The organism is Streptomyces sp. NPDC007971 (genome assembly GCF_042958635.1).
GTDB lineage: Bacteria > Actinomycetota > Actinomycetes > Streptomycetales > Streptomycetaceae > Streptomyces.
Window position 1 is genome coordinate 43,104 of sequence record NZ_JBIBJK010000018.1, and the last position, 21,347, is coordinate 64,450.

Here is a 21,347-nt window from a genome sequence, read left to right on the forward strand (position 1 = left end):
GAGGTGCTCCCTTTACAGGCTGCTGCTTCTACAGGCTGCGGGCGGTGATGTCGCCGTAGGCGGTGGTCGCGGAGATGTTCAGGCCGGCGGCGGCTCCGTCGGCGTTCATGAGCGTGTTGCTGATCCGGCCGTGGCTGGTGCCGGCGTCCAGGGAGGCGGAGACTCCGCGGGCGGCGCCGACCGAGATGTCGCCGTGCTGGGTGCGCAGGGTGACCGCGCCGTGCACGGCCTCGGTGATCTGGATGCCGCCCCTCTGGGTGCTGATCTCCGCGGGGCCGCCCAGGCGGCCGACCGAGACGTCGCCGTCGTGGGCGGTGAGGCGGGCGCTCGCGGCCTCGTCGATCTTGACCGAGCGGTAGCCGCCCTCGAAGGCGACGTCGCCGAGCCGTCCGACGCCGCGGAACTCGGCGGCCGCCGCCTTCGCCTCGACGCGGGAGCCGACGGGCAGCTGGACGGTCACCTCGACGGACCCGGAGGTGCCGAGGACCCGGTGCTTCGCCGCCGGGGCCTCGATCCGCAGGACGCCGTTGCGGTAGGCGACCTCGATCTCCTCCGCCGCCTTCACGTCGCGGCCCTTGGCGGGGTCCGCGGGCAGGATCTCGACCGTGGTGTCGGCCCGGTCGGCCGCGATGAACCGGATGCGTCCCGCGGGGATGTCGAGGACGGCGGAGACCGGGGCGGGGGTGTCGAACTTCTGCATCGTGCTCTCCTTCATCTGCGTCGCGGGCCCTTGCGGCCCGCGGTTTCTGATGATGGAAACGCTACGTTGCATTCATGGATCTGGCAACGTAGTCGTTGCGCTAATTTGCCATCAGTGCAGGTAGAGGTAGTTATTTCGTTGCAATGGATTGAAATTCAATGCAACGACCGAGCATGGATCATTGCAATGAAATGAAAGTGAACGCTATGCTGGAGATGCCGGGGGTCACGAAAGAGCACGAAGGAGACCACGATGCCGGGAGGCAGGCTCACCCAGCAGGAACGTCAGCAGATCGCGCTGGGACTGGCCGACGGCCTCGCCTATGCGGAGATCGCCAGACGCCTCGACCGTCCGACCTCGACCATCACGCGCGAGGTCATGCGCAACGGCGGCCCCGCCGCCTACCGCGCCGACCTCGCCCACCGCGCCACCGAACACCGCGCCCACCGGCGCAGGCAGGCCGCGCGCCAGGACCCGAAGGCGCCCCCGCAGGCCTACGGGCGCGATGCCGAGGCCGTGCGCGTGTACGAGGAGACGCTCACCACCGTCTTCATACAGTCGGGCACGCCCAAGATGATGGCCCGGGTACTGGCCTGCATCTGCATCAGTGACGCCGGCAGCCTCACCGCGTCCGAACTCGTCCAGCGCCTCCAGGTCAGCCCGGCGTCCGTCTCCAAGGCGGTCGCGTTCCTCGACGAGCAGGGCATGATCCGCCGGGAACGCGACGAACGCCGCCGTGAGCGCTACGTCGTCGACTCCGACGTCTGGTACCAGTCGATGATGGCCAGCGCCCGCGGCACCGCCCAGGTCGCCGAGACCGCGCGCCAGGGCGTCGGCATCCTCGGCCCCGGCTCCCCGGCCGCCGTCCGCATGGAGAACATCGCCCGCTTCCTCGACTTCGTCTCCGAGAGCATCGCCCGCTCCGCGGACCAGGCCCGCGAAGTCCTCCACACGAAACCAGAACCGGCCCCCGACGACACCGCCGAGCCACGCCCGGACAACGGTTAGAGCACGGCTAGAGCCACGCCCGGACAACGGCTAGAGCACGGCTAGAGCCGCGCCCGGACAACGGTTGGAGCCACCTCGTGGCTCCTCCCTGCCTTCCGCCCCTTCGGCCTTCCCGTCTTCCGCCCCCGGCCCCCCGGCCCCCCGACCCCCCGGCCTCGCGCCTCCCCGCCTTCCGTCGTTGCAGCCTTCCAGCCTTCCGCCCACCGACCCACAGGCCCCCCGGCTCACCGGCCCTCCGCTTCTCCGGCCCTCCCCAGTCTCCGGCCCTCCGCTTCTGCGCCCCGCTTCTCCGGCCTTTACCGGACACGGCCCGTGCTGGATGCTGTGTCAGGTCGTCGGTTGATCACGGGGGAAACGGCGTGCACATAGTTCTGCTGGGCCCTGTCCAGGTGCGGGAACACGGGGATGGCGCCGACGGCGACCGCCGGCCGCCGTCTCGGGCGCCCGGCTCCGGATGCTGTGTGCCCGGCTCGCCCTGGAGGCCGGACGCCCGGTGTCCGTGGACGCGCTGGTCGACGGCCTGTGGGGCGAGGACCCGCCGGCCGAGGCGGGCAACGCGCTGCAGTCCCTGGTGTCCAGGCTGCGCAGGGCGCTGGCCGGCGCGGCCCGCGTGGAGTCCGCCGCCGGGGGCTACCGGCTCACCGCGGACGGGGTGCTGGAGGTCGATGCCGCCCGCTTCGAGGAACTGGCCGCCGAGGGCCGCAAGCGGTGCGCCGAGGGCCGCTACGACGAGGCTGCGGTCGTGCTGCGCGAGGCACTGGGGCTGTGGCAGGGCGAGGCCCTCGCCGACGTACGGGAGGCGCCCTTCGCCGCAGCCGTCGTCACCCGCCTCGACGATCTGCGGCTCGCCGCGGCCCAGGACCTCTTCGAGGCCGAGCTGCGACTGGGCCGGCACGCGGAGATCCTCGCCGACCTGGGCACGGCGGCAGCCGCCGACCCGCTGAGCGAGCGCCTGGCCGAGCTGCGGATGCGGGCCCTGTGGGCGGCGGGCCGCCAGTCGGACGCGCTCGCGGTCTACGAGGAGATCCGCGAGCGGCTCGCCGACGAGCTGGGCGTCGACCCGTCGACCGGTCTCAGAGAGATCCATCTAGCCCTGTTGCGGGGGGAGTTGGAGCGTCCGGCGGCGGCCCGGCCGCAGACGGCGGCGAACCGCCTGCCGGCCCGGCTGACCACCTTCGTCGGCCGCGAGCGCGAACTGTCGCAGCTGGCGGCGCTGATGGCCGCGTCCCGCCTGGTCACCATCGTCGGCCCGGGCGGCGCGGGCAAGACCCGGCTGTCCGTCGAAGCCGTCGGCCGGGACCGGGCCCAGGAGCGCGGCCGCGTCTGGTTCGTGCCGCTGGCCGGGGTCGGGGCGCCCGGCCAGCTGGCCGACGCCGTGCTCGGCGCGGTCGGCTCCACGGACGGCGGCCTCTACGACGCGGGGCGCACCCAGGGCGCCGCACCGGTCGACCGGATGGCGGAGCTGCTCGACATCGGCGACGCCGTCCTCGTCCTCGACAACTGTGAGCACATCGTCGACGCCGCCGCCGAACTCGTCGGGCAACTTCTGCAACTGCTACCGCAGTTGAGGATCCTCGCCAGCAGCAGGGAACCCCTCGCCATCGACGGCGAGGCACTGTGCCATCTCGGCCCCCTCGACGTGCCCGCCGGCGAGCCGGAGCCCGCCGAGGCGGCACGGTCGGCCGCGGTGCGGCTGTTCGTCGACCGGGCCGAGAGCGTCCGCCCGGGCTTCACGCTCGATCACGCCACGGTCGGCGCCGTGGTCGAGATCTGCCGGCGGCTCGACGGGCTGCCCCTCGCCCTGGAGCTGGCCGCCGTCAAGCTGCGCTCGATGGGCGTCGACCAGATCGCCCGCCGCCTCGACGACCGGTTCCGGCTGCTGACCTCGGGCAGCCGCACGGCCCTGCCGCGCCAGCGCACCCTGCTCGCGGTCGTCGAGTGGAGCTGGGACCTGCTCGACGAGCCCGAACGGACCCTCGCCCGGCGCCTGTCCGCGTTCCCCGGCGGAGCGACGCTCGCCGCCCTCGAAGCGGTCTGCGCGGACGCGGCACTCGCCGCCGACGACATCCTCTACGTCCTCGACGCGCTCATCGAGAAGTCACTGGTCGACTCCTCCGGCACGGACGGCGGCGAGCCGCGCTACCGGATGCTGGAGACCGTACGCGCCTATGCCGCCACCCGGCTCGGCGCCTCCGGGGACGACCTCACCGGCCCGTTCGCGCAGTACTTTCTCGCCCTCGCCCAGGAACACGAGCCCCGGCTGCGCACCGGCCGGCAGCTGGAGGCGATCGCGGTGTTCGACGCCGAGCACCCCAATCTGGTGCATGCGCTGCGATCGGCCGTGGACGCCGGGGAAGGGGACCTGGCCGCCCGGTTCGTCGGAGCGCTGTCCTGGTACTGGGGTGTGCGCGGCATGAGTGCCCAACTGGACTCCGCGCTGGCCGGGTTGCGCGCCCTCGGCGGTGGGCCGCGCCGGGCCCGCCTGCTGATCGAGGACGTGGACTCGGCGGGCGCCCGCGAGTTCCACACGGCAGGACTGTTCCTGCGCATCTCCCAACTCGCCGTGTCCGACGACGAGCCGGAGTCCCCCGCGGACCGTCTCGCGCGCTCGCTGCGGTCGTCCGACCCATGGGTGCGGGCCGGCGCCCACCTCGCGTACGACTTCGCCCTCACCGAGCAGGGCGATCTGCGCACCGGCGAGGCCTCCCGGCAGGCGGCGCTGCGCGGCTTCGAGGAGGTGGGCGACCGATGGGGCCTGGTGATGAGCCTGCTCCCGGTCGGCCGCGACCACTCCTTGCGCGGCGCGTACGCGCAGGCCATCGCCACGTTCGAACGGGTGGTCGCGCTCAGCTCGGAGCTCGGCACCGACGACTACCTGGACCTGGGCCGGGTCCGTCTGGCCCGCGAGCGGCGGCGCAGCGGGGACCTGGCCGGCGCACGGCGCGACCTGGAGTGGGCCCAGGGCCAGGCCAGGGAGCGGGGCCATCGCCGTCTGGAGGCCAACATCGTGGCGGGCCTGGCCAATCTGCACCGCAGGGAAGGCGATCTGGCGGGCGCCGACCGGGTCCTGGACGCGCTGGAGTCGTTCGTCCGCAGCCGGTCCATCCCCGAGGAACTGGCCCGGGACCTGATCGTCAGCACCCGGATGGAGAACCGGCTGGCCGCGGGCGACGCCGCCGGCGCGCGGGCGCTGCTGCCCGAGGCGGCCGGCGGGCTGCTGGCCCAGGGCGCGGGGGCGGGCCTGGCCTGGGTCGCGGAGCTGCTCGGCGGGCTGCTCGCGCTGGAGGGCGACCCGGCCGGTGCGGCACGCGCGCTCGGCATGAGCCAGGTGATGCGGGGCGCGTTCGACGCGGGGGAGCCGGAACTGCGCGAACTCGTCGAGCGGCTGGAGGGGCGGCTCGGCGAGCGGGAGTACCGTACGGCGTTCGGCGAGGGCGCCGCGCTGGCACGGGCGGACGCGCTGAACCGGCTGGCCGAGGAAGTCGGCCGGCCGGTGTCGTCGTAGCGTCCGGGCATGCTGCTCGACGGGGGAGCGGTGGATCACCCGAGGTTCTTGCGGTAGGCGCGCATCGCCAGCGGGAAGAAGACCGCGACCATGCCGGCCATCCAGCCGAGGCTGCCGAGCAGCGGGTGCGCGACGGCGCCGCCGTTGAGCAGACCGCGCACGGTGTCGGACATCAGGCTGACCGGGTTGATGTCCGACCAGGTCTGCAGCCAGCCCGGCATGGTCTTGTCCGGCACGAACACGTTGCTGGCGAAGGTCAGCGGCAGCACCATGATCGTCATCAGGCCCTGCACGGAGGCGGGGGTCTTGGCCAGCATGCCGATGTACACCGACAGCCAGGAGAAGCACAGCGCGAAACCGATGAGCAGGACCAGCGCGGCGAGCGTGGACAGCGGGTCCGTACCGATCCGGTAGCCCATGATCAGGGCGAGGACCAGCAAGGTGCCGAGGCAGACCACGTAGCGCACGAAGTCGGCGAGGACGGCGCCGACGAGCGGCCCTGAGCGGGCGATCGGCATGGACCGGAACCGGTCGAACATTCCGGTGCTCGCGTCGGCGTTGAGCGAGACACCGATGCCGATACTCGCCTGGAAGACGGTCATCACCATCACTCCTGGCGTGAGGGTCTGCAGGTAGGCGTGGCTATGGCCACCGGAGATGGCGCCGCCGAAGATGTAGACGAACATCAGCAGGGAAATGATCGGCGTCAGCACCACATCGGTGAGCTGCATCGGGGACTTCAGGAACTTGGTGACGCCGCGCCCGGCGAGGGCGAAGCTGTGCCGTACGGACCGGGCCGCACCGACGCGCAGGGGGGCGGCGGCCTGGCGGGTGGGGTGGGCGGGGGCGAGGGTCTGAGCGCTCATGCCGCGGTCCTCTCGGTGAAGGTGTCGTCGTTCTGCTTGTCGTCGGTGGCGGAGGGGCGGCCGGTCAGGGCCAGGAAGACCTCGTCGAGGCTGGGCAGGCGCAGCCCCATCTCATCGGTGCCGATGCCGTCAGCGGCCAGGCGGCGGGCCAGGGCGGACACCAGCAGGGGATCGTCGGCGGGCACGGTCAGCAGCCCGTTCGCACCGTCCTGGACGGGCGCGGTGCCGGTGAGCTCGGTCAGCATCGCGGTTACCCGGGGCACGTCCTGCAACAGCGACGGACGGACCTGGAGGATCTGGCCGCCGACCTGGCGCTTCAGCTCGCCGGGGCGGCCCTCGGCGACCACCCGGCCACGGTCGAACACCGTGATGCTGTCGGCGAGTTGGTCCGCCTCCTCCAGATACTGCGTGGTGAGCAGCACCGTGGAGCCGTCGTCGACCAGGCGCTGGATCACGTTCCACACCTCGCCGCGGGCGTGCGGGTCGAGGCCCGTGGTCGGCTCGTCCAGGTAGAGCACCTGCGGCCGGCCGACCAGGCTCGCCGCCAGGTCGAGGCGGCGGCGCATCCCGCCGGAGAAGGTGCTGATCGGCCGGTCCGCCGCCTCGGTGAGCGAGAACTGTTCCAGGAGTTCGGCGGCCCGCGCCTTCGCCGCCCGCTTCGACAGATCGAGCAGCCGGCCCAGCAGGACCAGGTTCTCCGTGCCGGACAATTCCTCGTCGACCGACGCGTACTGTCCGGTGAGACCGATGAGCCGGCGCACCCGCACCGGGTCCCGCACCACGTCGTGCCCGCCGACCGTGGCCCGGCCGCCGTCCGGCTGCATCAGCGTCGACAGGATCCTTACGGTGGTGGTCTTGCCCGCACCGTTCGGCCCGAGCACACCGATCACCTTGCCGGCCGGCACCTCCAGATCGACGCCGTCCAGCGCGACCATGTCCCCGTAGCGTTTGACCAGACCCTCGGCCCGGATGGCGTACGACATCTGCGCCTCCCCGTCTCTTCACTCGTCCGCTCTCGCGGTCCTCGCGGTTTGTGCCGCTCTCGACGAGGAAGACGGTGCCGGGACTCGCTGGCAGGACGCTGGCAGACCGCTGGCACGGGCCGCGGAAGCTGTCAGCGCCCTGCCGGCCACGGGCGGGACCACGCATGGCCGGTGGCCCCCCGGCCACAGCCGCGGCGTCCTGAGCCTGCGCGCCGCCGACATCGGTCCGGCCAGCGCGCGACGTGTGGGGCTCGGCGGCCTTGGTACTGGCATTGGTGCTGGTACTGGTACTGGTATGGCGTCGCCGGATCGCCCCGAATGGGCGGGACGAAGCTGGGCTGGGGCGTATGCTCCGCATGGCAGATTGCGCCTGCCTGCTCCGAGTCATGGTGGCCCACGTCCATCGTGGCAGCGAAGACAAGGTTCCCCGAATCGCGCAACAGCGTTCCGCCAGGTCATCCGAACATCCGCGGCGGGGTGGACGTGGGCCGTCCCGCGAGATGGAGCACACGATGACCAGGGACCGTCGCCGCAAGTCTGAGATTCACGCCCACCAGGCAGCCACCGGAACGGCATATCTGGTGGCCCGCCGACAGTTCGCTGCCTTGGCCGAGGTGATGCAGCAGCATCCGCGGCTCAACTCCTACGGCATCGGCGTCTTCGATCCCCTTCGCAAGACGGCCGAGCAGCGCCGGACCGACCTCGCCGCCGGCCGCGAGGAGTTGGCCGCAGGCGTGGTCATGGTGGTGGAGACGGCCGCGTGGCTGTGCGAGAACATCACGCCGATCAAGACTCCTACCGCCAGCAGTTACACCGTGAAACACGTGATGGAGCGGGCAACCGGCAGGTACGTCACCAATGGCGAGTTCATCGCCGCCGCTCTCGTCGCTGGCTACACCTTCAAGTACGCGCAGCCGAATGTGCTGTTCGGCATGAGCGCCCGGGACCTGAAGCGGATGAACTGAGCGCCCCAGCAGGGATCCGTCCGGCCGTCTGAACGGGCTTCAGAGGGGCTTGGCCTTCCATGGGTGATTCGACGTGTGCTCAGGACTTGCGAGGTCCTGAGCACACGACAGTTTTAGCCGGTGCGCCGGTAGCTCGCCTCGTGGAAGATCAGGTGCCATTTGAGTTCAACACCGGCCCCGAGCACGCGATGATGTGGCGACGCCTTGGGGTCAGACCTGCCACCGGAGCTTCCGACTCCCGTGTCACGGACGCGAAGGACCGCATCTGCAGCGAGGCGTTCGGGACGTACGTCTCCCCGCCCGCCTCACTGATGAAGATCGCCAGGGAGGTCGGCACCTTGGAGAGTTACGGGGCGTTCTTCAGCTCCACTCGCCGCCGAACGAGGTTTGCGGTGGGGTCGGCTCGGGGCGGTCGGGATGATGGCCGTGCTCCAGGCAGAAGCGCCCAGCGTCATTCGAGGTGCCCCTTCCACAGCGTGCGCGACGCGCAGTGCGCTCGGGAGGGGAAAGCCCCTCGCTGGGAGCCGCTGGGGAGCCGCTCCCCGAAGTCGGCTCCCAAATGGCTCCCAAAACGAGCCCGCAAAGCAAACCAGACCCGGTGCTGATCTCTCAGCACCGGGTCTGACCTGGTGTTTCACTGTCGGGGTGGCGGGATTTGAACCCACGACCTCTTCGTCCCGAACGAAGCGCGCTGCCAAGCTGCGCTACACCCCGATGTCGCTGCTTGTCGCGGCGACGACGTTTACTTTAGCCCACTGGTGGCCGGAGACGAAATCCGGTTTAGACGCGGCGGCGGACCGGGGTCGGGCGGGTGTGGTCCAGGGCGATCAGGAGGATGGCCAGGCCGTACATCGCGAGGCCCAGGAGGAGGGCGTTCGCCAGGGTGCTGCGGTAGCCGTGGGCGCCGACGTCGAGGAAGGGATAGAGGTAGCGGCCGGGGGAGGGTGCGGGGAGGAATGCGGCTCGGGCGAGGTAGAAGGCCAGGTAGGCCAGGGGGTAGAGGAGCCACGCGGTGGCCTGGCGCAGGTGCATGCGGGCGGCCGGGGTGAGCAGGAGCCAGTCCGCGACGGCCGCCGCCGGGACCACCGTGTGGAGGATCTGGAGGGCCGCCCACTGGGCGTGCCAGCGCGCGGGGGGCGCGGTGGCATCCGTCATGAGGAACGGAGGCGTCGCATGGGCCAGGAGCAGGTGGTAGACCAGCGCGTTGACCACGACGTAGAGGAGTGCGGCGCCTGTCACGGCCGAGGGCAGCGGGCGGCGGGCTCGCCAGGCCCTGGACGCCGACAGGAACATGACCACGGCCAGCAGGATGCTGGTCTGGATGCTGAAGTAGCTCAGGGTGCGGGCGGGAGTTCCCAGGAGGATCTCCAGGGTGACTCCTGCGACCGCCGTGAGGGCGATCAGGAGGCGGAACAGCGCTGCCGCGGGGCGGCGGACCGGAGCCACCACCGCCGTGGCCGGAACCGGGGAGGGCAGTACGAGGGGCGGGCCCGGGATCGCGGGCAGGTCCGGGATGTCCCTGGGTATCGGGGCGGTCATGCCCTCAAGCTAGGCAAAAAGGGTGAAGGGGGCGATGTGGAGTACTCCGGGTGGGTGGATGTGGCGCCGGCCGAATCTTCGGATCTCGATTTTTCGGATCTCGATTCTTCGGCTTCCGGAGCTTCGACTTCCGGAGCTTCGGGTCCGCGACCGTCGGCTCCACGATCTTCCGCTCCCGGACCTCGGACTCCGGGGCCTTCGGCTCTCGGACCTTCGTGTCCTGGGCCTTCGCGTCTGGAGCCTTCGGCTTGTGGATCGTCGTGCCCTGGACCTTCGGAGTCCGGTCTCCGGGCCGCTCCCTCGGTGACCGGTCACTCTCATCCTGCGGTGATGCGGTGATGCGGTGATGCGGTGACCGGTGCCTTCGTTCCCCCGGCTTCCGGTCTCCCGCCTTGCGCCCCTCGGTCTGCTGCCTACTCCTGCCCCACCAGCGTCAGCAGCGTCGCCTCCGGTGGGCAGGCGAAGCGGACGGGGGTGTAGCGGTTGGTGCCGCAGCCTGCGGAGACGTGGAGGTAGGACGTGCGGCCCTCCGCCGTGTGGGTGGACAGGCCCTTCACGCGGTCCGCGTCCAGGTCGCAGTTGGTGACCAGGGCGCCGTAGAAGGGGATGCACAGCTGGCCGCCGTGGGTGTGGCCGGCCAGGATCAGGGGGTAGCCGTCCGCGGTGAAGGAGTCCAGGACGCGCAGGTACGGGGCGTGGACCACGCCCATCGAGAAGTCGTACGTGCCTGAGGGGCCGCCGGCGACCCGGGCGTAGCGGTCGCGCTTGATGTGAGGGTCGTCCAGGCCGGTCAGCTCGATCGACATGCCCTCGATCTTCAGCACGCCCCGCGTGTTCGTCAGGTTCTGCCAGCCTGCCGCGTCGAAGCCGTCCCTGAGGTCCTCCCAGGGGTTGTGGATCACTCCCACGGCCGGCGCATTGCCGTTCAGGCCGTGGCGGCCGTTGGCCTTCTCCAGCAAGTAACGGGCGGGGTTGCGGAGTTTGGGGCCGTAGTAGTCGTTGGAGCCGAAGACGTAGGCGCCCGGGAACTCCATCAGCGGCCCGAGGGCGTCGAGGACCTCGGGGATGCCCTGGGGGTCCGAGAGGTTGTCACCGGTGTTGATCACGAAGTCGGGGCGCAGTCCCGCCAGCGACTGCAGCCACCGCTGCTTCTTGCGCTGGCCGCCGACCATGTGGATGTCGGAGACCTGGAGCACGCGCAGTGGGCGCATGCCCGGCGGGAGGACCGGGACCGTCACCCGTCGGAGGCGGAACGAGCGGACCTCGAACCCCGCCGCGTACACCAGTCCGGCGGTGCCTGCCGCCATGATTCCCAGGGGTACTCCATATCGCGCGCGCATACGACCATCGTGTCAGACCGCGCAGGCACCGAGAGGGGCCGCCCGTCAGAGCCGAGAGCGGCCGCCCGCCAAAGCCGACAGCGGCAGCCCGCTGTTAGCCGAGAGCGGCCGCCCGCTAAATCAGGGCGCGCCCGCACTGTCGTAGCTGCGACAATCGACCCCATGACCACCACGCTCAAGTCGAAGCTGCAGGACGACCTCAACGCCGCGATCAAGGAGCGCGACGAGCTCCGCTCCTCGACGCTCCGGCTGACGCTCGCCGCGATCACCAAGGAGGAGGTCGCGGGCAAGGAGAAGCGCGAGCTCTCCGACGACGAGGTGCTCAAGGTGATCACCAAGGAGGCGAAGAAGCGCCGCGAGGCGGCGGACGCCTTTGCCCAGGGTGGTCGTGCCGAGTCGGCCGAGCGGGAGAAGGCGGAGGGCGTGGTCCTTGCCGCGTACCTGCCCAAGCAGATGTCCGACGACGAGCTGAACGGGATCGTCGAGCAGGCGGTCACGGAGGCGAAGGCGGCCGGTGCCGAGGGGCCGCGGGCCATGGGCGCTGTCATGAAGATCGTGAACCCGAAGGTGGCGGGTCAGGCCGAGGGCGGCCGCGTCGCCGCCGCGGTGAAGAAGTTCCTCGCCGGCTGAGCCAGAGTTGGCACTCGAGGTGCCCGAGGTGCCCGAGCTGGCAGAGGCTCCCGAGGTACCCGAGCTGGCAGAGGCTCCCGAGGTACCCGAGCTGGCAGAGGCTCCCGAGGTACCCGTGCTGGCAGAGGCTCCCGAGGTACCCGAGCCCGAGTTAGCAGAGGCACCCGAGCCACCAGAAGCATCAGAGGTGGCCGAGGAGCCGGGCGAGCCGGAAGCGCGGGCAGAGTGAGACGGGCCGGGACATCGGCTGAGTTGCTGGGCGGGCGGCGCGGCTGAGCCGGTTGGGCTCCCGCCGTGCCGCGCGCGGGCTTTCCAAGGGCGGGCGGCGGGCTCTCCGGGCGCGGCCGTCGGGCGTTCCAAGATCGTGCGGGGGCCGTTCCAGCGGCGGGCCGTGGTGGCGGAGATCACCGGCCCGCCGCGGTCGTCGCTCCTAGCCCCTGCGTCCGCCGAACCCGTTCCCGTTGGTCCCGCCGTTCGTCTGACCCTGGATGAAGTTGCCCGGGAGGGAGAACGTGGGCGTCGGGAAGGTGCCGCCGTCGGTGCCGCCGGCGTCCCCGGTCGTGCCCCCGTCAGTGGGACCGCCGATCAGTCCGCCGATGATTCCGCCCGTCCGGCCCCCGTTGTCCCCGCCGTGGTTCCCCCCTCGGCCTTTTCCCCGGTCGTCCCCCTTGTTCTTGTTGTCGTCGGGGATGTCGACCAGCTGGAAGTCCGGTGCGGGCTTGCCCTCCAGGGCGCCGGTCATCATGTCGCGCCAGATCGGTCCGGGGACCTGGCCGCCGTAGACCTTGTCGTGCGGGACGCCCCCGATGGTGATGTTGACCATCTGCCGCTTGTGCTGCGGGTCACCGACCCACACCGCGCCCGCCATGTTCGGGGTGTATCCGACGAACCAGGCCGCGTACCGCTTGTCCGTCGTACCGGTCTTGCCCGCGCTCGGGCGGCTGCCGAGGCCGGCCTCCTGGCCCGTGCCGTCCTCGACCACGCCCTTCAGCAGCGTGCTGACGGTGTCGGCGGTCTTCTCCGACATCGCGCGCGAGCACGTCGACTTCGGGACCTGCAGGGACTTCGTCTCGCTGCCGACCGTCTGGGTGATCGACTCGATGGCGACCGGGGTGCAGTACATGCCGCGCGAGGCGAAGGTGGCGTAGGCGTTCGCCATCGTCAGCGGGGACATCTCCTGGGTGCCGAGCGCGATGGAGGGGGCCTGGTCGATCTCGCGGCCGTCGGCGCGCTCCACTCCCATCTTCTGGGCCATGCCGGTGACCGGGCAGATGCCGATGTCGCTGATCAGCTGCACGTAGTAGGTGTTGACCGACTTGGCGGTCGCCTCCTTCATGCCGTACGGGCCGTGCTCCGAGGGGTTCTCGTTGGTCAGCTTCTCCGGCTTGCCCGTGTCGTTGCGCCAGATCTTGCCGTCGCACGCGGCCACGGGGCTCGGGTACATCATCGAGTACGGCGACGAGTACTCCTGCGTCGCCGGCTTGCCGCCCTCGATGGCGGCCGCCGCCACGATCGGCTTGAACGTCGAGCCGGGCTGGTATCCGGCGCCACCGCCCATGTTCTGGTTCACGGACAGGTTGATCTGCGTCTCGTCCTTGCCGAAGCCGTACGGACGGGACTGCCCCATGGCCAGGATCTTGCCGGTGCCGGGCTCGACGACGGTCGCGGCGGTCGCCACGGCGTCGCTCTTGTAGACGTGGTCCTTGATGGACGCCTGGACCGACTTCTGTGCCTGCGGGTCGAGCGTCGTGCGGATCGTCAGACCGCCGCGGTTCCACAGCTTCGCCCGGTCCTCCCGGGTCTTGCCGAACTCCTTGTCGGTCAGGAAGACCTCGCGCACGTAGTCGCAGAAGAAGCCGGCGCCGTGGACCGCGGTGATGCAGCCGTTCTTGGGCTGGCTGGGCTGCAGCCCGAGCGGTGTCTCCTTGGCCCGGTCCGCCTCGGCCTGGGAGACGTCGCCGACCTCGGCCATGCGCTGCAGGACGATGTTGCGGCGCTTGGTGGCTTCGGCCTCGTCGTTGACCGGGTCGTAGCGGCTCGGGGACTGGACGATGCCGGCCAGCAGCGCGGATTCCTGCAGGTTCAGGTCCTTGGCGTGCTTGGAGAAGTAGCGCTGCGCGGCGGCCTCGACACCGTAGGCCTGCTCGCCGAAGAAGGTGATGTTCAGGTAGTTCTCGAGGATCTTCTTCTTGCCGAGCTTCTCCTCGATCTGGATCGCGTACTTCAGCTCGCGGACCTTGCGGCCGAGGGTCTGCTGGGTGGCCTCGGCGACCTTGGTCGGGTCGTCGCCGGCCTCCTCGATGAAGTAGTTCTTCACCAGCTGCTGGGTGAGCGTGGAGGCGCCCTGGGAGACCCCGCCGCTCTGCGCGTTCTTGTTCAGGGCGCGCAGCACGCCCTTGAGGTCGATCGCGCCGTGCTTGTAGAAGCGCGAGTCCTCGATCGCGACGATCGACTTCTGCATGTACGGCGAGATGTCCTTGAGGTCCACCACCGTACGGTCACGCGAGTAGACGGCCGCGATCTGGTTGCCCCTGCTGTCCAGGATGGTGGTGCGCTGGCTGAGCTGGGGGCTCTTGAGGTTGGCAGGGATCTCGTCGAAGCCCTTGACCGAGCCCTTGGCCGCGAGGCCCAGCGCGCCGGCCGCGGGCAGCGCGATGCCCGCCATCACGGCTCCTGCGAGCACACTGACACCGAGGAACTTGGCGGCCTGCTGTGTTGCCGACAGACCACTGCCCGAGCGCTTCTTTGGCATGGGGGCAGCCTAATCCGTACTCCTGAGCGTTCCGATGGAGCGACCGCTTCTCGGGATGTTCGGGTGCCGGATCGTGATGTCCGTCAATGATGTCCGGGATGCGAGAGATGTCCGGGGCCGGGTGCATCAGGGCACGCCGCAGGAGTGCTGTCGCGTCACGGCGCGGCAAAGCACGGTGCCTACCTTCTCATTCGCCGGACACGCGCGCAGGCCTTGGCCTAAGCTGCTCTCAACTGTCACAGCGGTGCGGCCACGTATCAATACGTCCGGCGACCCCGAATCGTTCCGGAAGTACCCCGACTTTCTGGTGGGGGCGTGCCCGAATCCGCCTCGTGTGTTACCTGGTGCCCGATGTGAAGCACCATAGCTGTCCCGGTTTGCCGGGATGATCACGCATGTCGCCAGCTCACTCCCGCGGGTGATCTGCCGCTTACCCATAGTCCGTTCGGGCCATTCAAGATTGGGCCCGAAGGGGGTGTTGCGCTGTCCCCACCTTCCGTAACGTCCTCAACTGGCGGCGGTGAATATGCCGCTGCCGCCGTGGGGGAGCCTCGATTCGGGAGAGGACGGCGCCGGTATGGGCTGGGTAACCGACTGGAGTGCGCAGGCTGCCTGCCGCACTACCGATCCGGATGAACTGTTCGTTCAAGGAGCAGCGCAGAACAGGGCCAAGGCAGTGTGCACCGGATGTCCGGTGCGCACCGAATGCCTGGCTGATGCGCTGGACAACCGCGTCGAATTCGGCGTGTGGGGAGGCATGACGGAGCGCGAGCGCCGCGCACTGCTGCGCCGGCGGCCCACCGTGACCTCCTGGCGCAGGCTGCTGGAGACCGCCCGCTTGGAGTACGAGCGGGGCGTCGGCATCGTGCCCCTCGACAGCGACGAGGTGTACGAGCACTACGCGGCCGTGAGCTGAGGGCATCGCCCCTCGACAGACACCCAGGACCGCTCCGGCCGGCCGAAAGCCACGGGAAGCAGCGGTCGGACCCGTGTCCTGGGACAACACCTGCTGGACCGGCGCCGGAGGAAGCAACGGCGGGTACCGGGCAGGCGAGGGGTGAGGGCGTTCGGTGCCGGTGCGCAGCGAGCGCACAGCCCGCGACGACCCTGCCACGGCCGTCGCTACGGCAGCTCCGTGTGCCCCGCCGCCAGCCGGTCTCCGATGTCGCGCAGGCCTGTGAGGTCGTGGACGTCTCCGGGGAGCGCGGGTACTTCGACGACCGCCACCTCGGGGTGGCGGGCGGTGAAGCGGTCACGCGTGCGCTGCTCGCGCGAGAGCAGCTGCATGCGGTCGGCATGCAGCCTCAGCAGGCCTGCGGTGAGCTGGTCGACGGATCGCTCCGGGTCCGCGGCGGGGGAGCCGTCGTCCGGAGCCGGTGTCGCCGAAGCGGGAGGTTCTGAACTGCCGTACGTGTCGGGAGAGTTACGAAGTCCAGCTTTCCCGCCCCCCTGATCCACAATGCGGGGCTCCTCAAGATTTTCCGCGGCGGCGAGCGCCCGCTCGGCCGACAGCCGGCCGGCGCCGCTGCCGTGCACCCGGTTGAGGACCAGACCCACCAGCGGCATGTCCTCGGCGGCCAGCCGCTCCACGAAGTAGGCGGCCTCGCGCAGCGCGTCCCGCTCCGGGGCCGCCACCACCAGGAACGCCGTACCGGGCGCCTGCAGCAGTTTGTAGGTGGCGTCCGCGCGTGTGCGGAAACCGCCGAAGGTGGTGTCCATCGCGGCCACGAACGTCTGGACGTCCTTCAGCAGCTGACCGCCCAGCAGCTTGCCCAGCGTGCCGGTCATCATCGACATGCCGACGTTGAGGAAGGCCATCCCCGCGCGTCCGCCCAGTTTGGCGGGGGCGGTCAGCAGCCGGATCAGCCGGCCGTCCAGGAAGGAGCCGAGCCGCTTGGGCGCGTCCAGGAAGTCCAGCGCCGAGCGGGACGGCGGGGTGTCGACCACGATCAGGTCCCACTCGTCCTTCGCCCGCAGCTGGCCCAGCTTCTCCATCGCCATGTACTCCTGCGTGCCCGCGAAGCCCGCAGAGAGCGACTGGTAGAAGGGGTTGGCCAGGATCGCGGCCGCCCGCTCGGGGTCCGCGTGCGCCTCGACGACCTCGTCGAAGGTGCGCTTCATGTCGAGCATCATCGCGTGCAGTTCGCCGCCCGGCTCGCGCCCGCCGTCGCCCTCGACCGAACCGCTGCGCGACGCCCCTGGGCGATCCTCGGTGCCCTTCACCCGCCGCGGCACGTTGTCCAGGGAGTCGATGCCCATCGACTGGGCGAGGCGCCTGGCCGGGTCGATGGTGAGGACGACCACCTTGCGGCCCCGCTCGGCGGCCCTGAGGCCCAGCGCCGCCGCCGTCGTCGTCTTGCCGACCCCGCCCGAGCCGCAGCACACCACGATCCGGGTCTTCCGGTCGTCCAGCAGGGAGTCGATGTCGAGCACGCGCGCGGGGGAGAGGGAGGGGCGGGCGGCGTCCTGTGCCTCGGCCGGGTCCGGACTCATGACAACCCCTGCTTCCGCAGCTCGGTGGCGAGTTCGTACAGGCCCGCCAGGTCCATGCCCTCGGCGAGCAGTGGCAGTTCGTGCAGCGGCAGGTCCAGCTCGCCGAGGGCCGCGCGCTGGTCCTGCTCCAGCGCGTAGCGCTCGGCGTACTCCGCGGCCTGCTCCAGCAGCGGGTCCACCAGCCGCTCGGCGTTCCCGCCCCGCCGTGCCCCGCCGAGCCCGGCGGCCGACAGCGCCCGGGCAACAGAAGAACGCGGCACGGTCCGTACGAGTTCCAGGTCGGCCGCGTCCAACACCTCGGGCCGGACCATGTTCACGATGACCCGGCCCACCGGCAGCCTCGCCGTGCGCAGTTCGGCGATGCCGTCGGCGGTCTCCTGGACCGGCATCTCCTCCAACAGCGTCACCAGGTGCACCGCCGTCTCCGGCGACTTCAGCACCCGCATGACGGCCTGCGCCTGACTGTGTATCGGACCGATCTTCGCAAGGCCCGCCACCTCGTCGTTGACGTTCAGGAAGCGGGTGATGCGGCCGGTCGGCGGGGCGTCCATGACGACGTAGTCGTACGCGAACCGCCCGCTCCTGTCCTTGCGGCGCACCGCCTCGCACGCCTTGCCGGTCAGCAGGACGTCTCTGAGCCCGGGCGCGACGGTGGTGGCGAAGTCGATCGCGCCGAGCTTCTTCAGGGCCCTGCCCGCGCCGCCGAGCTTGTAGAACATCTGGAGGTAGTCCAGAAGGGCCAGTTCGGGATCGATGGCGAGGGCGTACACCTCTCCGCCCCCGGGAGCGACCGCGATCTTCCGCTCCTCGTAGGGCAACGCCTCCGTCTCGAAGAGCTGGGCGATGCCCTGCCGGCCCTCGACCTCCACGAGAAGCGTCCGCTTCCCCTCGGTCGCGAGGGCCAGCGCGAGTGCGGCGGCGACCGTCGTCTTTCCGGTCCCGCCCTTGCCGCTGACGACCTGGAGCCTGCTCACGTCCTCGAGCCTAACCAGTCCGGCCGACGGCCACGCGGGAGGCTGTGGACAACGGCGCCCCGGCCGTCCGCCGGTCCCCCGGGTCACAGCGGCTACAGTCGCCCCATGACCAAGTGGGAATACGCAACCGTGCCGCTGCTCGTCCATGCCACGAAGCAGATTCTGGACACCTGGGGCGAGGACGGCTGGGAGCTCGTCCAGGTCGTGCCCGGGCCCAACCCCGAACAGCTCGTCGCCTACCTGAAGCGGGAGAAGCAGGCATGAGCGCGATCGAGGCCAAGCTGGCCGAACTGGGCCTGACCCTGCCGGAGGTCGTACCGCCGCTGGCCGCGTACCAGCCGGCCGTGCAGTCCGGCATGTACGTGTACACCGCCGGCCAGCTGCCGATGGTCGAGGGCAAGCTGCCGGTCACCGGCAAGGTGGGCGCCGAGGTCACGCCGGAGGAGGCCAAGGGCCTGGCCCGCACCTGCGCGCTGAACGCGCTGGCCGCCGTGAAGTCCGTGACCGGCGACCTCGACCGCATCGCGCGCGTGGTGAAGGTCGTCGGTTTCGTCGCCTCGGCCTCCGACTTCACCGGGCAGCCCGGTGTCGTCAACGGCGCCAGCGAACTGCTCGGCGAGGTCCTCGGCGACAAGGGCGTGCACGCCCGCAGTGCGGTGGGTGTCGCGGTTCTGCCGCTGGACGCGCCGGTGGAGGTCGAGATCCAGGTCGAGCTGGTTCCGTAGCCCGGCCCGCCCCCTTCCGCAGCCCCTCTGACCTCGGGTACCTCTCGAACATTCGCCCTATACGGGATAGCCTCCGGCCATGGCGAACGGTCAGTGGTACCCAGAGGAATGGCCTGACCGCATCCGCGCGCACGCGGCCGGCACCCTCACACCGGTGACCCCCAAACGCGCGGCCACGGTGCTGCTCCTCAAGGACGCCCCGGACGGCCCCGTCGTCCACATGCTGCGCAGACGCGCCTCCATGGCCTTCGCCGGAGGCGCGTACGCGTATCCCGGGGGCGGTGTCGACCCGCGCGACGACGACCGTCAGGTCCGCTGGGCGGGCCCCACGCGCGCGTGGTGGGCACAGCGGCTGGGCGTCGACGAGACCGGCGCCCAGGCGATCGTCTGCGCGGCCGTGCGGGAGACGTACGAGGAGGCGGGCGTCCTGCTCGCCGGGCCCGACCCCGACTCGGTGGTCGGCGACACCACCGGGGACGACTGGGAGGCGGACCGTGCGGCCCTGGTCGCGCGCGAGGTGTCCTTCGCCGAGTTCCTGGACCGCCGCGGCCTGGTGCTGCGCTCCGACCTGCTGGGCGCCTGGACCCGCTGGATCACCCCCGAGTTCGAGTCCCGCCGCTACGACACCTGGTTCTTCGTGGCCGCCCTCCCCGAGGGCCAGCGCACCCGCAACGCCTCCACGGAGGCCGACCGCACGGTGTGGATCCGCCCCGAGGAGGCCGCCGCCGGGTACGACCGGGGCGAGCTGCTGATGATGCCGCCCACCATCGCCACCCTCCGCCAGCTGCTCCCGTGCGCCACCGCGGCCGACGCGCTCGCCGCGGCGCCCACGCGGGACATGACCCCGGTGCTGGCGCGCGCCCGCCTGGAGAACGGCGAGATCGTGCTGACCTGGCCCGGGCACGACGAGTTCACCAAGCACGTCCCGACCGCTCCGAGCACCGGTGGAGGCCCCGCATGACCGACGCAGCAGCCCTGCCCGGCCAGCCCCGTGGCGCGGTCCTCTCGGGCCCCGCGACCGAACGGGCCGTCAACGTGCTGGCCCCCAACGCCTCCGCGATGACCCTCGACGGCACCAACACCTGGATCGTCGCCGAGCCCGACTCCGACCTGGCCGTGGTGATCGACCCGGGCCCCCTGGACGGCGGCCATCTGCGCACGGTCGTCGACACGGCCGAGAGGGCCGGCAAGCGCGTCGCCCTCACGCTGCTCACCCACGGCCACCCCGACCACGCCGAGGGCGCCGCCCGCTTCGCCGAGCTGACCGGCACGCGCGTGCGGGCCCTCGACCCGGCCCTGCGGCTCGGCGACGAGGGACTGGCCGCCGGGGACGTGATCACCCTCGGCGGCCTGGAGCTGAGGGTCGTACCGACCCCCGGGCACACCGCGGACTCGCTGTGCTTCCATCTCCCGGCCGACCAGGCCGTGCTGACCGGCGACACCATCCTCGGGCGCGGTACGACGGTCGTGGCGCACCCCGACGGCCGCCTGGGGGACTATCTGGACTCCCTGCGCCGCCTGAGGTCGCTGGCGGTCGACGACGGCGTGCACACGGTCCTGCCGGGCCACGGACCGGTCCTGGAGGACGCCCAGGGCGCCGTCGAGTTCTACCTCGCCCACCGGGCCCACCGCCTCGCCCAGGTCGAGACGGCCGTCGAGGACGGCCACCGCAGCCCCGCCGAGGTCGTCTCCCACGTGTACGCCGACGTGGACCGTTCCCTGTGGCCGGCCGCCGAGCTGTCGGTGCGGGCCCAGCTGGACTACCTGCGCGAGCACGGCCTGATCTAGGGCCCGACCGGGGGCCGGGAGCCCTCGGCCCGGGCGGGATCCGGGAAGGCCGCCACCACCCGGCGGGGAGCCCTCGGTCCGGGCCGCGGAGCCCTCGGCGCGGGCGGTGGCCTCAGTCCGGGCGGGGCGCCTTGACGCCGTGCACGCGCGCGTATTCCTCGGCGAGCCAGGGCCCCAGATCGTCCACGTAGGACCGCAGGACGTCCGGATCGCCGACGGCCTCGCAGCCGTACTCCGCCGCCCCGCGCAGCTGGGCGGCCCGCTGCGGGTAGTACGTGCCGAACGCCTCGGCCATCTCCAGGAGGTCGCTGGTCCAGCCGTTCCAGCGGGGCATGACGAGGGTGAAACCCGTGCGCACCAGGTGCCGGGACATGAAGCGCACCAAGGGGCGCAGGGCATCCTCCGTGTCCCCGGCGGAGGCGATCCGCTCCCGCCAGCGGGGGAGGAGGAGCGCGAGGTCCCCGTTGGTCTCGCGGGCGAGCAGGGAGGAGGGACGGTAACGGGGCAGGTACTCGGCGAGGTCGTCACCGAGCAGCGGGGTGCACACGCAGGCCACGAACCAGCCCAGGTCGTACGTCTCCAGGTCGCTCAGCAGCCGCGCCCGGCCGTACACCAGCGTGCCCACGCCGTCGATCTGCAAGAACTCCTTGTCGAGCGCCTCGCCGAGGGCACGCACGGCCTCCCGGTCGGCGTCGGCCGGCTCCTCGCGCAGGGCGACCAGCAGATCCAGGTCGCTGCGCCCCACGCGCGCGGTGCCGCGCGGAATCGACCCGTAGAGGTACGCACTGTGCAGCCGCGCGCCGAAGACGTCCAGCAGCCCGTCGCGGGCGGCGGCCACGACCGGACGGAACGCGTGCGGCACGCGCGCGAGGGAGCCTTCGCGCTCGATGCAGCCCTGGGCGTCGAGACCTCTGCGGGGAACGGTTCCGGCCATGGGGCTACTGTGCCCGGTCCCCGGCGCCGGGACAGGTGATTTGCGGCGGGCCTGCGACGACTTTCCGAAGCGGGCCGACGAAAGTCGTGACGGTCCGGAGTCCGGAGGCCGGTTCCGTCGGCGGGACCCGTTCAGGCAGGGCGGT

At 71.2% G+C, this 21,347-nt stretch carries 18 protein-coding genes and 1 tRNA gene; 9 read left to right on the forward strand and 10 right to left on the reverse strand.

Annotated elements, in window-relative coordinates; genetic code table 11:
- Positions 1-28 precede the first annotated feature (28 nt).
- The gene (locus tag ACFZCP_RS32320; protein ID WP_391434137.1) at positions 29-700 is read right to left on the reverse strand and encodes a DUF4097 family beta strand repeat-containing protein; all 672 of its coding nucleotides are present in this window, start codon (positions 698-700) and stop codon (positions 29-31) included.
- A 252-nt stretch (positions 701-952) separates the two neighbouring features.
- On the opposite strand from ACFZCP_RS32320, the gene ACFZCP_RS32325 reads away from it, so the two are divergent.
- Together ACFZCP_RS32325 and ACFZCP_RS32330 are read left to right on the forward strand one after the other, a co-directional pair.
- Entirely contained in the window at positions 953-1,708 is a 756-nt protein-coding gene (locus ACFZCP_RS32325) for a helix-turn-helix domain-containing protein (RefSeq protein ID WP_362692936.1), read from the forward strand.
- A gap of 454 nt (positions 1,709-2,162) precedes the next feature.
- Positions 2,163-5,213, forward strand: a complete 3,051-nt coding sequence (locus ACFZCP_RS32330) for a BTAD domain-containing putative transcriptional regulator (RefSeq protein ID WP_391434140.1) — start codon at positions 2,163-2,165, stop codon at positions 5,211-5,213.
- Positions 5,214-5,248: 35 nt separating this feature from the next.
- Here ACFZCP_RS32330 and ACFZCP_RS32335 read toward each other — a convergent pair whose 3' ends face one another.
- Together ACFZCP_RS32335 and ACFZCP_RS32340 are read right to left on the reverse strand one after the other, a co-directional pair.
- Complete coding sequence (locus tag ACFZCP_RS32335) at positions 5,249-6,079, reverse strand: ABC transporter permease (protein ID WP_391434143.1); 831 nt, start codon at positions 6,077-6,079, stop codon at positions 5,249-5,251.
- Positions 6,076-7,062, reverse strand: a complete 987-nt coding sequence (locus ACFZCP_RS32340; RefSeq protein ID WP_391434147.1) for an ATP-binding cassette domain-containing protein — start codon at positions 7,060-7,062, stop codon at positions 6,076-6,078. The genes ACFZCP_RS32335 and ACFZCP_RS32340 overlap by 4 nt, the downstream gene beginning before the upstream one ends.
- A 512-nt stretch (positions 7,063-7,574) precedes the next feature.
- Between ACFZCP_RS32340 and ACFZCP_RS32345 the strand changes: the two genes are divergently transcribed.
- The gene (locus tag ACFZCP_RS32345) at positions 7,575-8,027 is read left to right on the forward strand and encodes a hypothetical protein (RefSeq protein WP_391434150.1); all 453 of its coding nucleotides are present in this window, start codon (positions 7,575-7,577) and stop codon (positions 8,025-8,027) included.
- A gap of 640 nt (positions 8,028-8,667) precedes the next feature.
- On the opposite strand, the gene ACFZCP_RS32350 is transcribed toward ACFZCP_RS32345, so the two are convergent.
- The 3 genes from ACFZCP_RS32350 to ACFZCP_RS32360 form a co-directional block, all read right to left on the reverse strand.
- A tRNA-Pro gene (locus ACFZCP_RS32350) sits at positions 8,668-8,741 on the reverse strand.
- A 66-nt stretch (positions 8,742-8,807) separates the two neighbouring features.
- On the reverse strand, positions 8,808-9,566 hold the full coding sequence (locus ACFZCP_RS32355; RefSeq protein ID WP_391434154.1) for a Pr6Pr family membrane protein: 759 nt from the start codon (positions 9,564-9,566) through the stop codon (positions 8,808-8,810).
- A 413-nt stretch (positions 9,567-9,979) separates the two neighbouring features.
- Entirely contained in the window at positions 9,980-10,906 is a 927-nt protein-coding gene (locus ACFZCP_RS32360) for a metallophosphoesterase (RefSeq protein WP_391434157.1), read from the reverse strand.
- A gap of 162 nt (positions 10,907-11,068) precedes the next feature.
- Here ACFZCP_RS32360 and ACFZCP_RS32365 point away from each other — a divergent pair, with 162 nt between their 5' ends.
- Positions 11,069-11,536: a GatB/YqeY domain-containing protein gene (locus ACFZCP_RS32365; RefSeq protein ID WP_391434160.1), complete on the forward strand. Its 468-nt coding sequence runs from the start codon at positions 11,069-11,071 to the stop codon at positions 11,534-11,536.
- 430 nt (positions 11,537-11,966) lie between these two features.
- Here ACFZCP_RS32365 and ACFZCP_RS32370 read toward each other — a convergent pair whose 3' ends face one another.
- Complete coding sequence (locus ACFZCP_RS32370; RefSeq protein WP_391434164.1) at positions 11,967-14,288, reverse strand: transglycosylase domain-containing protein; 2,322 nt, start codon at positions 14,286-14,288, stop codon at positions 11,967-11,969.
- Positions 14,289-14,865: 577 nt separating this feature from the next.
- Between ACFZCP_RS32370 and wblA the strand changes: the two genes are divergently transcribed.
- A complete protein-coding gene (wblA, locus tag ACFZCP_RS32375) occupies positions 14,866-15,204 on the forward strand; it encodes a transcriptional regulator WblA (RefSeq protein ID WP_023547781.1) in 339 nt (112 codons plus the stop codon).
- A gap of 206 nt (positions 15,205-15,410) precedes the next feature.
- Here the strand turns inward: wblA and ACFZCP_RS32380 are convergent, their stop codons facing one another.
- Both ACFZCP_RS32380 and ACFZCP_RS32385 read right to left on the reverse strand, forming a co-directional pair.
- Entirely contained in the window at positions 15,411-16,781 is a 1,371-nt protein-coding gene (locus ACFZCP_RS32380) for an ArsA-related P-loop ATPase (protein ID WP_391434167.1), read from the reverse strand.
- Positions 16,778-17,755: an ArsA-related P-loop ATPase gene (locus ACFZCP_RS32385; RefSeq protein WP_391434171.1), complete on the reverse strand. Its 978-nt coding sequence runs from the start codon at positions 17,753-17,755 to the stop codon at positions 16,778-16,780. The genes ACFZCP_RS32380 and ACFZCP_RS32385 overlap by 4 nt, the downstream gene beginning before the upstream one ends.
- Positions 17,756-17,860: 105 nt before the next feature.
- On the opposite strand from ACFZCP_RS32385, the gene ACFZCP_RS32390 reads away from it, so the two are divergent.
- From ACFZCP_RS32390 to ACFZCP_RS32405, 4 genes are all read left to right on the forward strand, one after another.
- Positions 17,861-18,019, forward strand: a complete 159-nt coding sequence (locus tag ACFZCP_RS32390) for a DUF4177 domain-containing protein (RefSeq protein WP_009189813.1) — start codon at positions 17,861-17,863, stop codon at positions 18,017-18,019.
- On the forward strand, positions 18,016-18,480 hold the full coding sequence (locus ACFZCP_RS32395) for an Atu1372/SO_1960 family protein (protein ID WP_391434175.1): 465 nt from the start codon (positions 18,016-18,018) through the stop codon (positions 18,478-18,480). Before ACFZCP_RS32390 ends, ACFZCP_RS32395 begins: the two co-directional genes overlap by 4 nt.
- Positions 18,481-18,559: 79 nt before the next feature.
- A complete protein-coding gene (locus tag ACFZCP_RS32400) occupies positions 18,560-19,441 on the forward strand; it encodes an NUDIX hydrolase (protein WP_391434178.1) in 882 nt (293 codons plus the stop codon).
- Entirely contained in the window at positions 19,438-20,268 is an 831-nt protein-coding gene (locus tag ACFZCP_RS32405; RefSeq protein WP_362692894.1) for an MBL fold metallo-hydrolase, read from the forward strand. Before ACFZCP_RS32400 ends, ACFZCP_RS32405 begins: the two co-directional genes overlap by 4 nt.
- Positions 20,269-20,380: 112 nt before the next feature.
- Here ACFZCP_RS32405 and ACFZCP_RS32410 read toward each other — a convergent pair whose 3' ends face one another.
- Positions 20,381-21,202: a nucleotidyltransferase domain-containing protein gene (locus tag ACFZCP_RS32410; RefSeq protein ID WP_391434183.1), complete on the reverse strand. Its 822-nt coding sequence runs from the start codon at positions 21,200-21,202 to the stop codon at positions 20,381-20,383.
- Positions 21,203-21,347 lie beyond the last annotated feature (145 nt).

What these genes read in the sequence shown, in the direction of transcription:
- ACFZCP_RS32320 (WP_391434137.1), bottom strand. Translation starts at nt 700, where the DNA reads ATGCAGAAGTTCGACACCCCCGCCCCGGTCTCCGCCGTCCTCGACATC.
- ACFZCP_RS32325 (WP_362692936.1), top strand. Translation starts at nt 953, where the DNA reads ATGCCGGGAGGCAGGCTCACCCAGCAGGAACGTCAGCAGATCGCGCTG.
- ACFZCP_RS32330 (WP_391434140.1), top strand. Translation starts at nt 2,163, where the DNA reads ATGCTGTGTGCCCGGCTCGCCCTGGAGGCCGGACGCCCGGTGTCCGTG.
- ACFZCP_RS32335 (WP_391434143.1), bottom strand. Translation starts at nt 6,079, where the DNA reads ATGAGCGCTCAGACCCTCGCCCCCGCCCACCCCACCCGCCAGGCCGCC.
- ACFZCP_RS32340 (WP_391434147.1), bottom strand. Translation starts at nt 7,062, where the DNA reads ATGTCGTACGCCATCCGGGCCGAGGGTCTGGTCAAACGCTACGGGGAC.
- ACFZCP_RS32345 (WP_391434150.1), top strand. Translation starts at nt 7,575, where the DNA reads ATGACCAGGGACCGTCGCCGCAAGTCTGAGATTCACGCCCACCAGGCA.
- ACFZCP_RS32355 (WP_391434154.1), bottom strand. Translation starts at nt 9,566, where the DNA reads ATGACCGCCCCGATACCCAGGGACATCCCGGACCTGCCCGCGATCCCG.
- ACFZCP_RS32360 (WP_391434157.1), bottom strand. Translation starts at nt 10,906, where the DNA reads ATGCGCGCGCGATATGGAGTACCCCTGGGAATCATGGCGGCAGGCACC.
- ACFZCP_RS32365 (WP_391434160.1), top strand. Translation starts at nt 11,069, where the DNA reads ATGACCACCACGCTCAAGTCGAAGCTGCAGGACGACCTCAACGCCGCG.
- ACFZCP_RS32370 (WP_391434164.1), bottom strand. Translation starts at nt 14,288, where the DNA reads ATGCCAAAGAAGCGCTCGGGCAGTGGTCTGTCGGCAACACAGCAGGCC.
- wblA (WP_023547781.1), top strand. Translation starts at nt 14,866, where the DNA reads ATGGGCTGGGTAACCGACTGGAGTGCGCAGGCTGCCTGCCGCACTACC.
- ACFZCP_RS32380 (WP_391434167.1), bottom strand. Translation starts at nt 16,781, where the DNA reads ATGAGTCCGGACCCGGCCGAGGCACAGGACGCCGCCCGCCCCTCCCTC.
- ACFZCP_RS32390 (WP_009189813.1), top strand. Translation starts at nt 17,861, where the DNA reads ATGACCAAGTGGGAATACGCAACCGTGCCGCTGCTCGTCCATGCCACG.
- ACFZCP_RS32395 (WP_391434175.1), top strand. Translation starts at nt 18,016, where the DNA reads ATGAGCGCGATCGAGGCCAAGCTGGCCGAACTGGGCCTGACCCTGCCG.
- ACFZCP_RS32400 (WP_391434178.1), top strand. Translation starts at nt 18,560, where the DNA reads ATGGCGAACGGTCAGTGGTACCCAGAGGAATGGCCTGACCGCATCCGC.
- ACFZCP_RS32405 (WP_362692894.1), top strand. Translation starts at nt 19,438, where the DNA reads ATGACCGACGCAGCAGCCCTGCCCGGCCAGCCCCGTGGCGCGGTCCTC.
- ACFZCP_RS32410 (WP_391434183.1), bottom strand. Translation starts at nt 21,202, where the DNA reads ATGGCCGGAACCGTTCCCCGCAGAGGTCTCGACGCCCAGGGCTGCATC.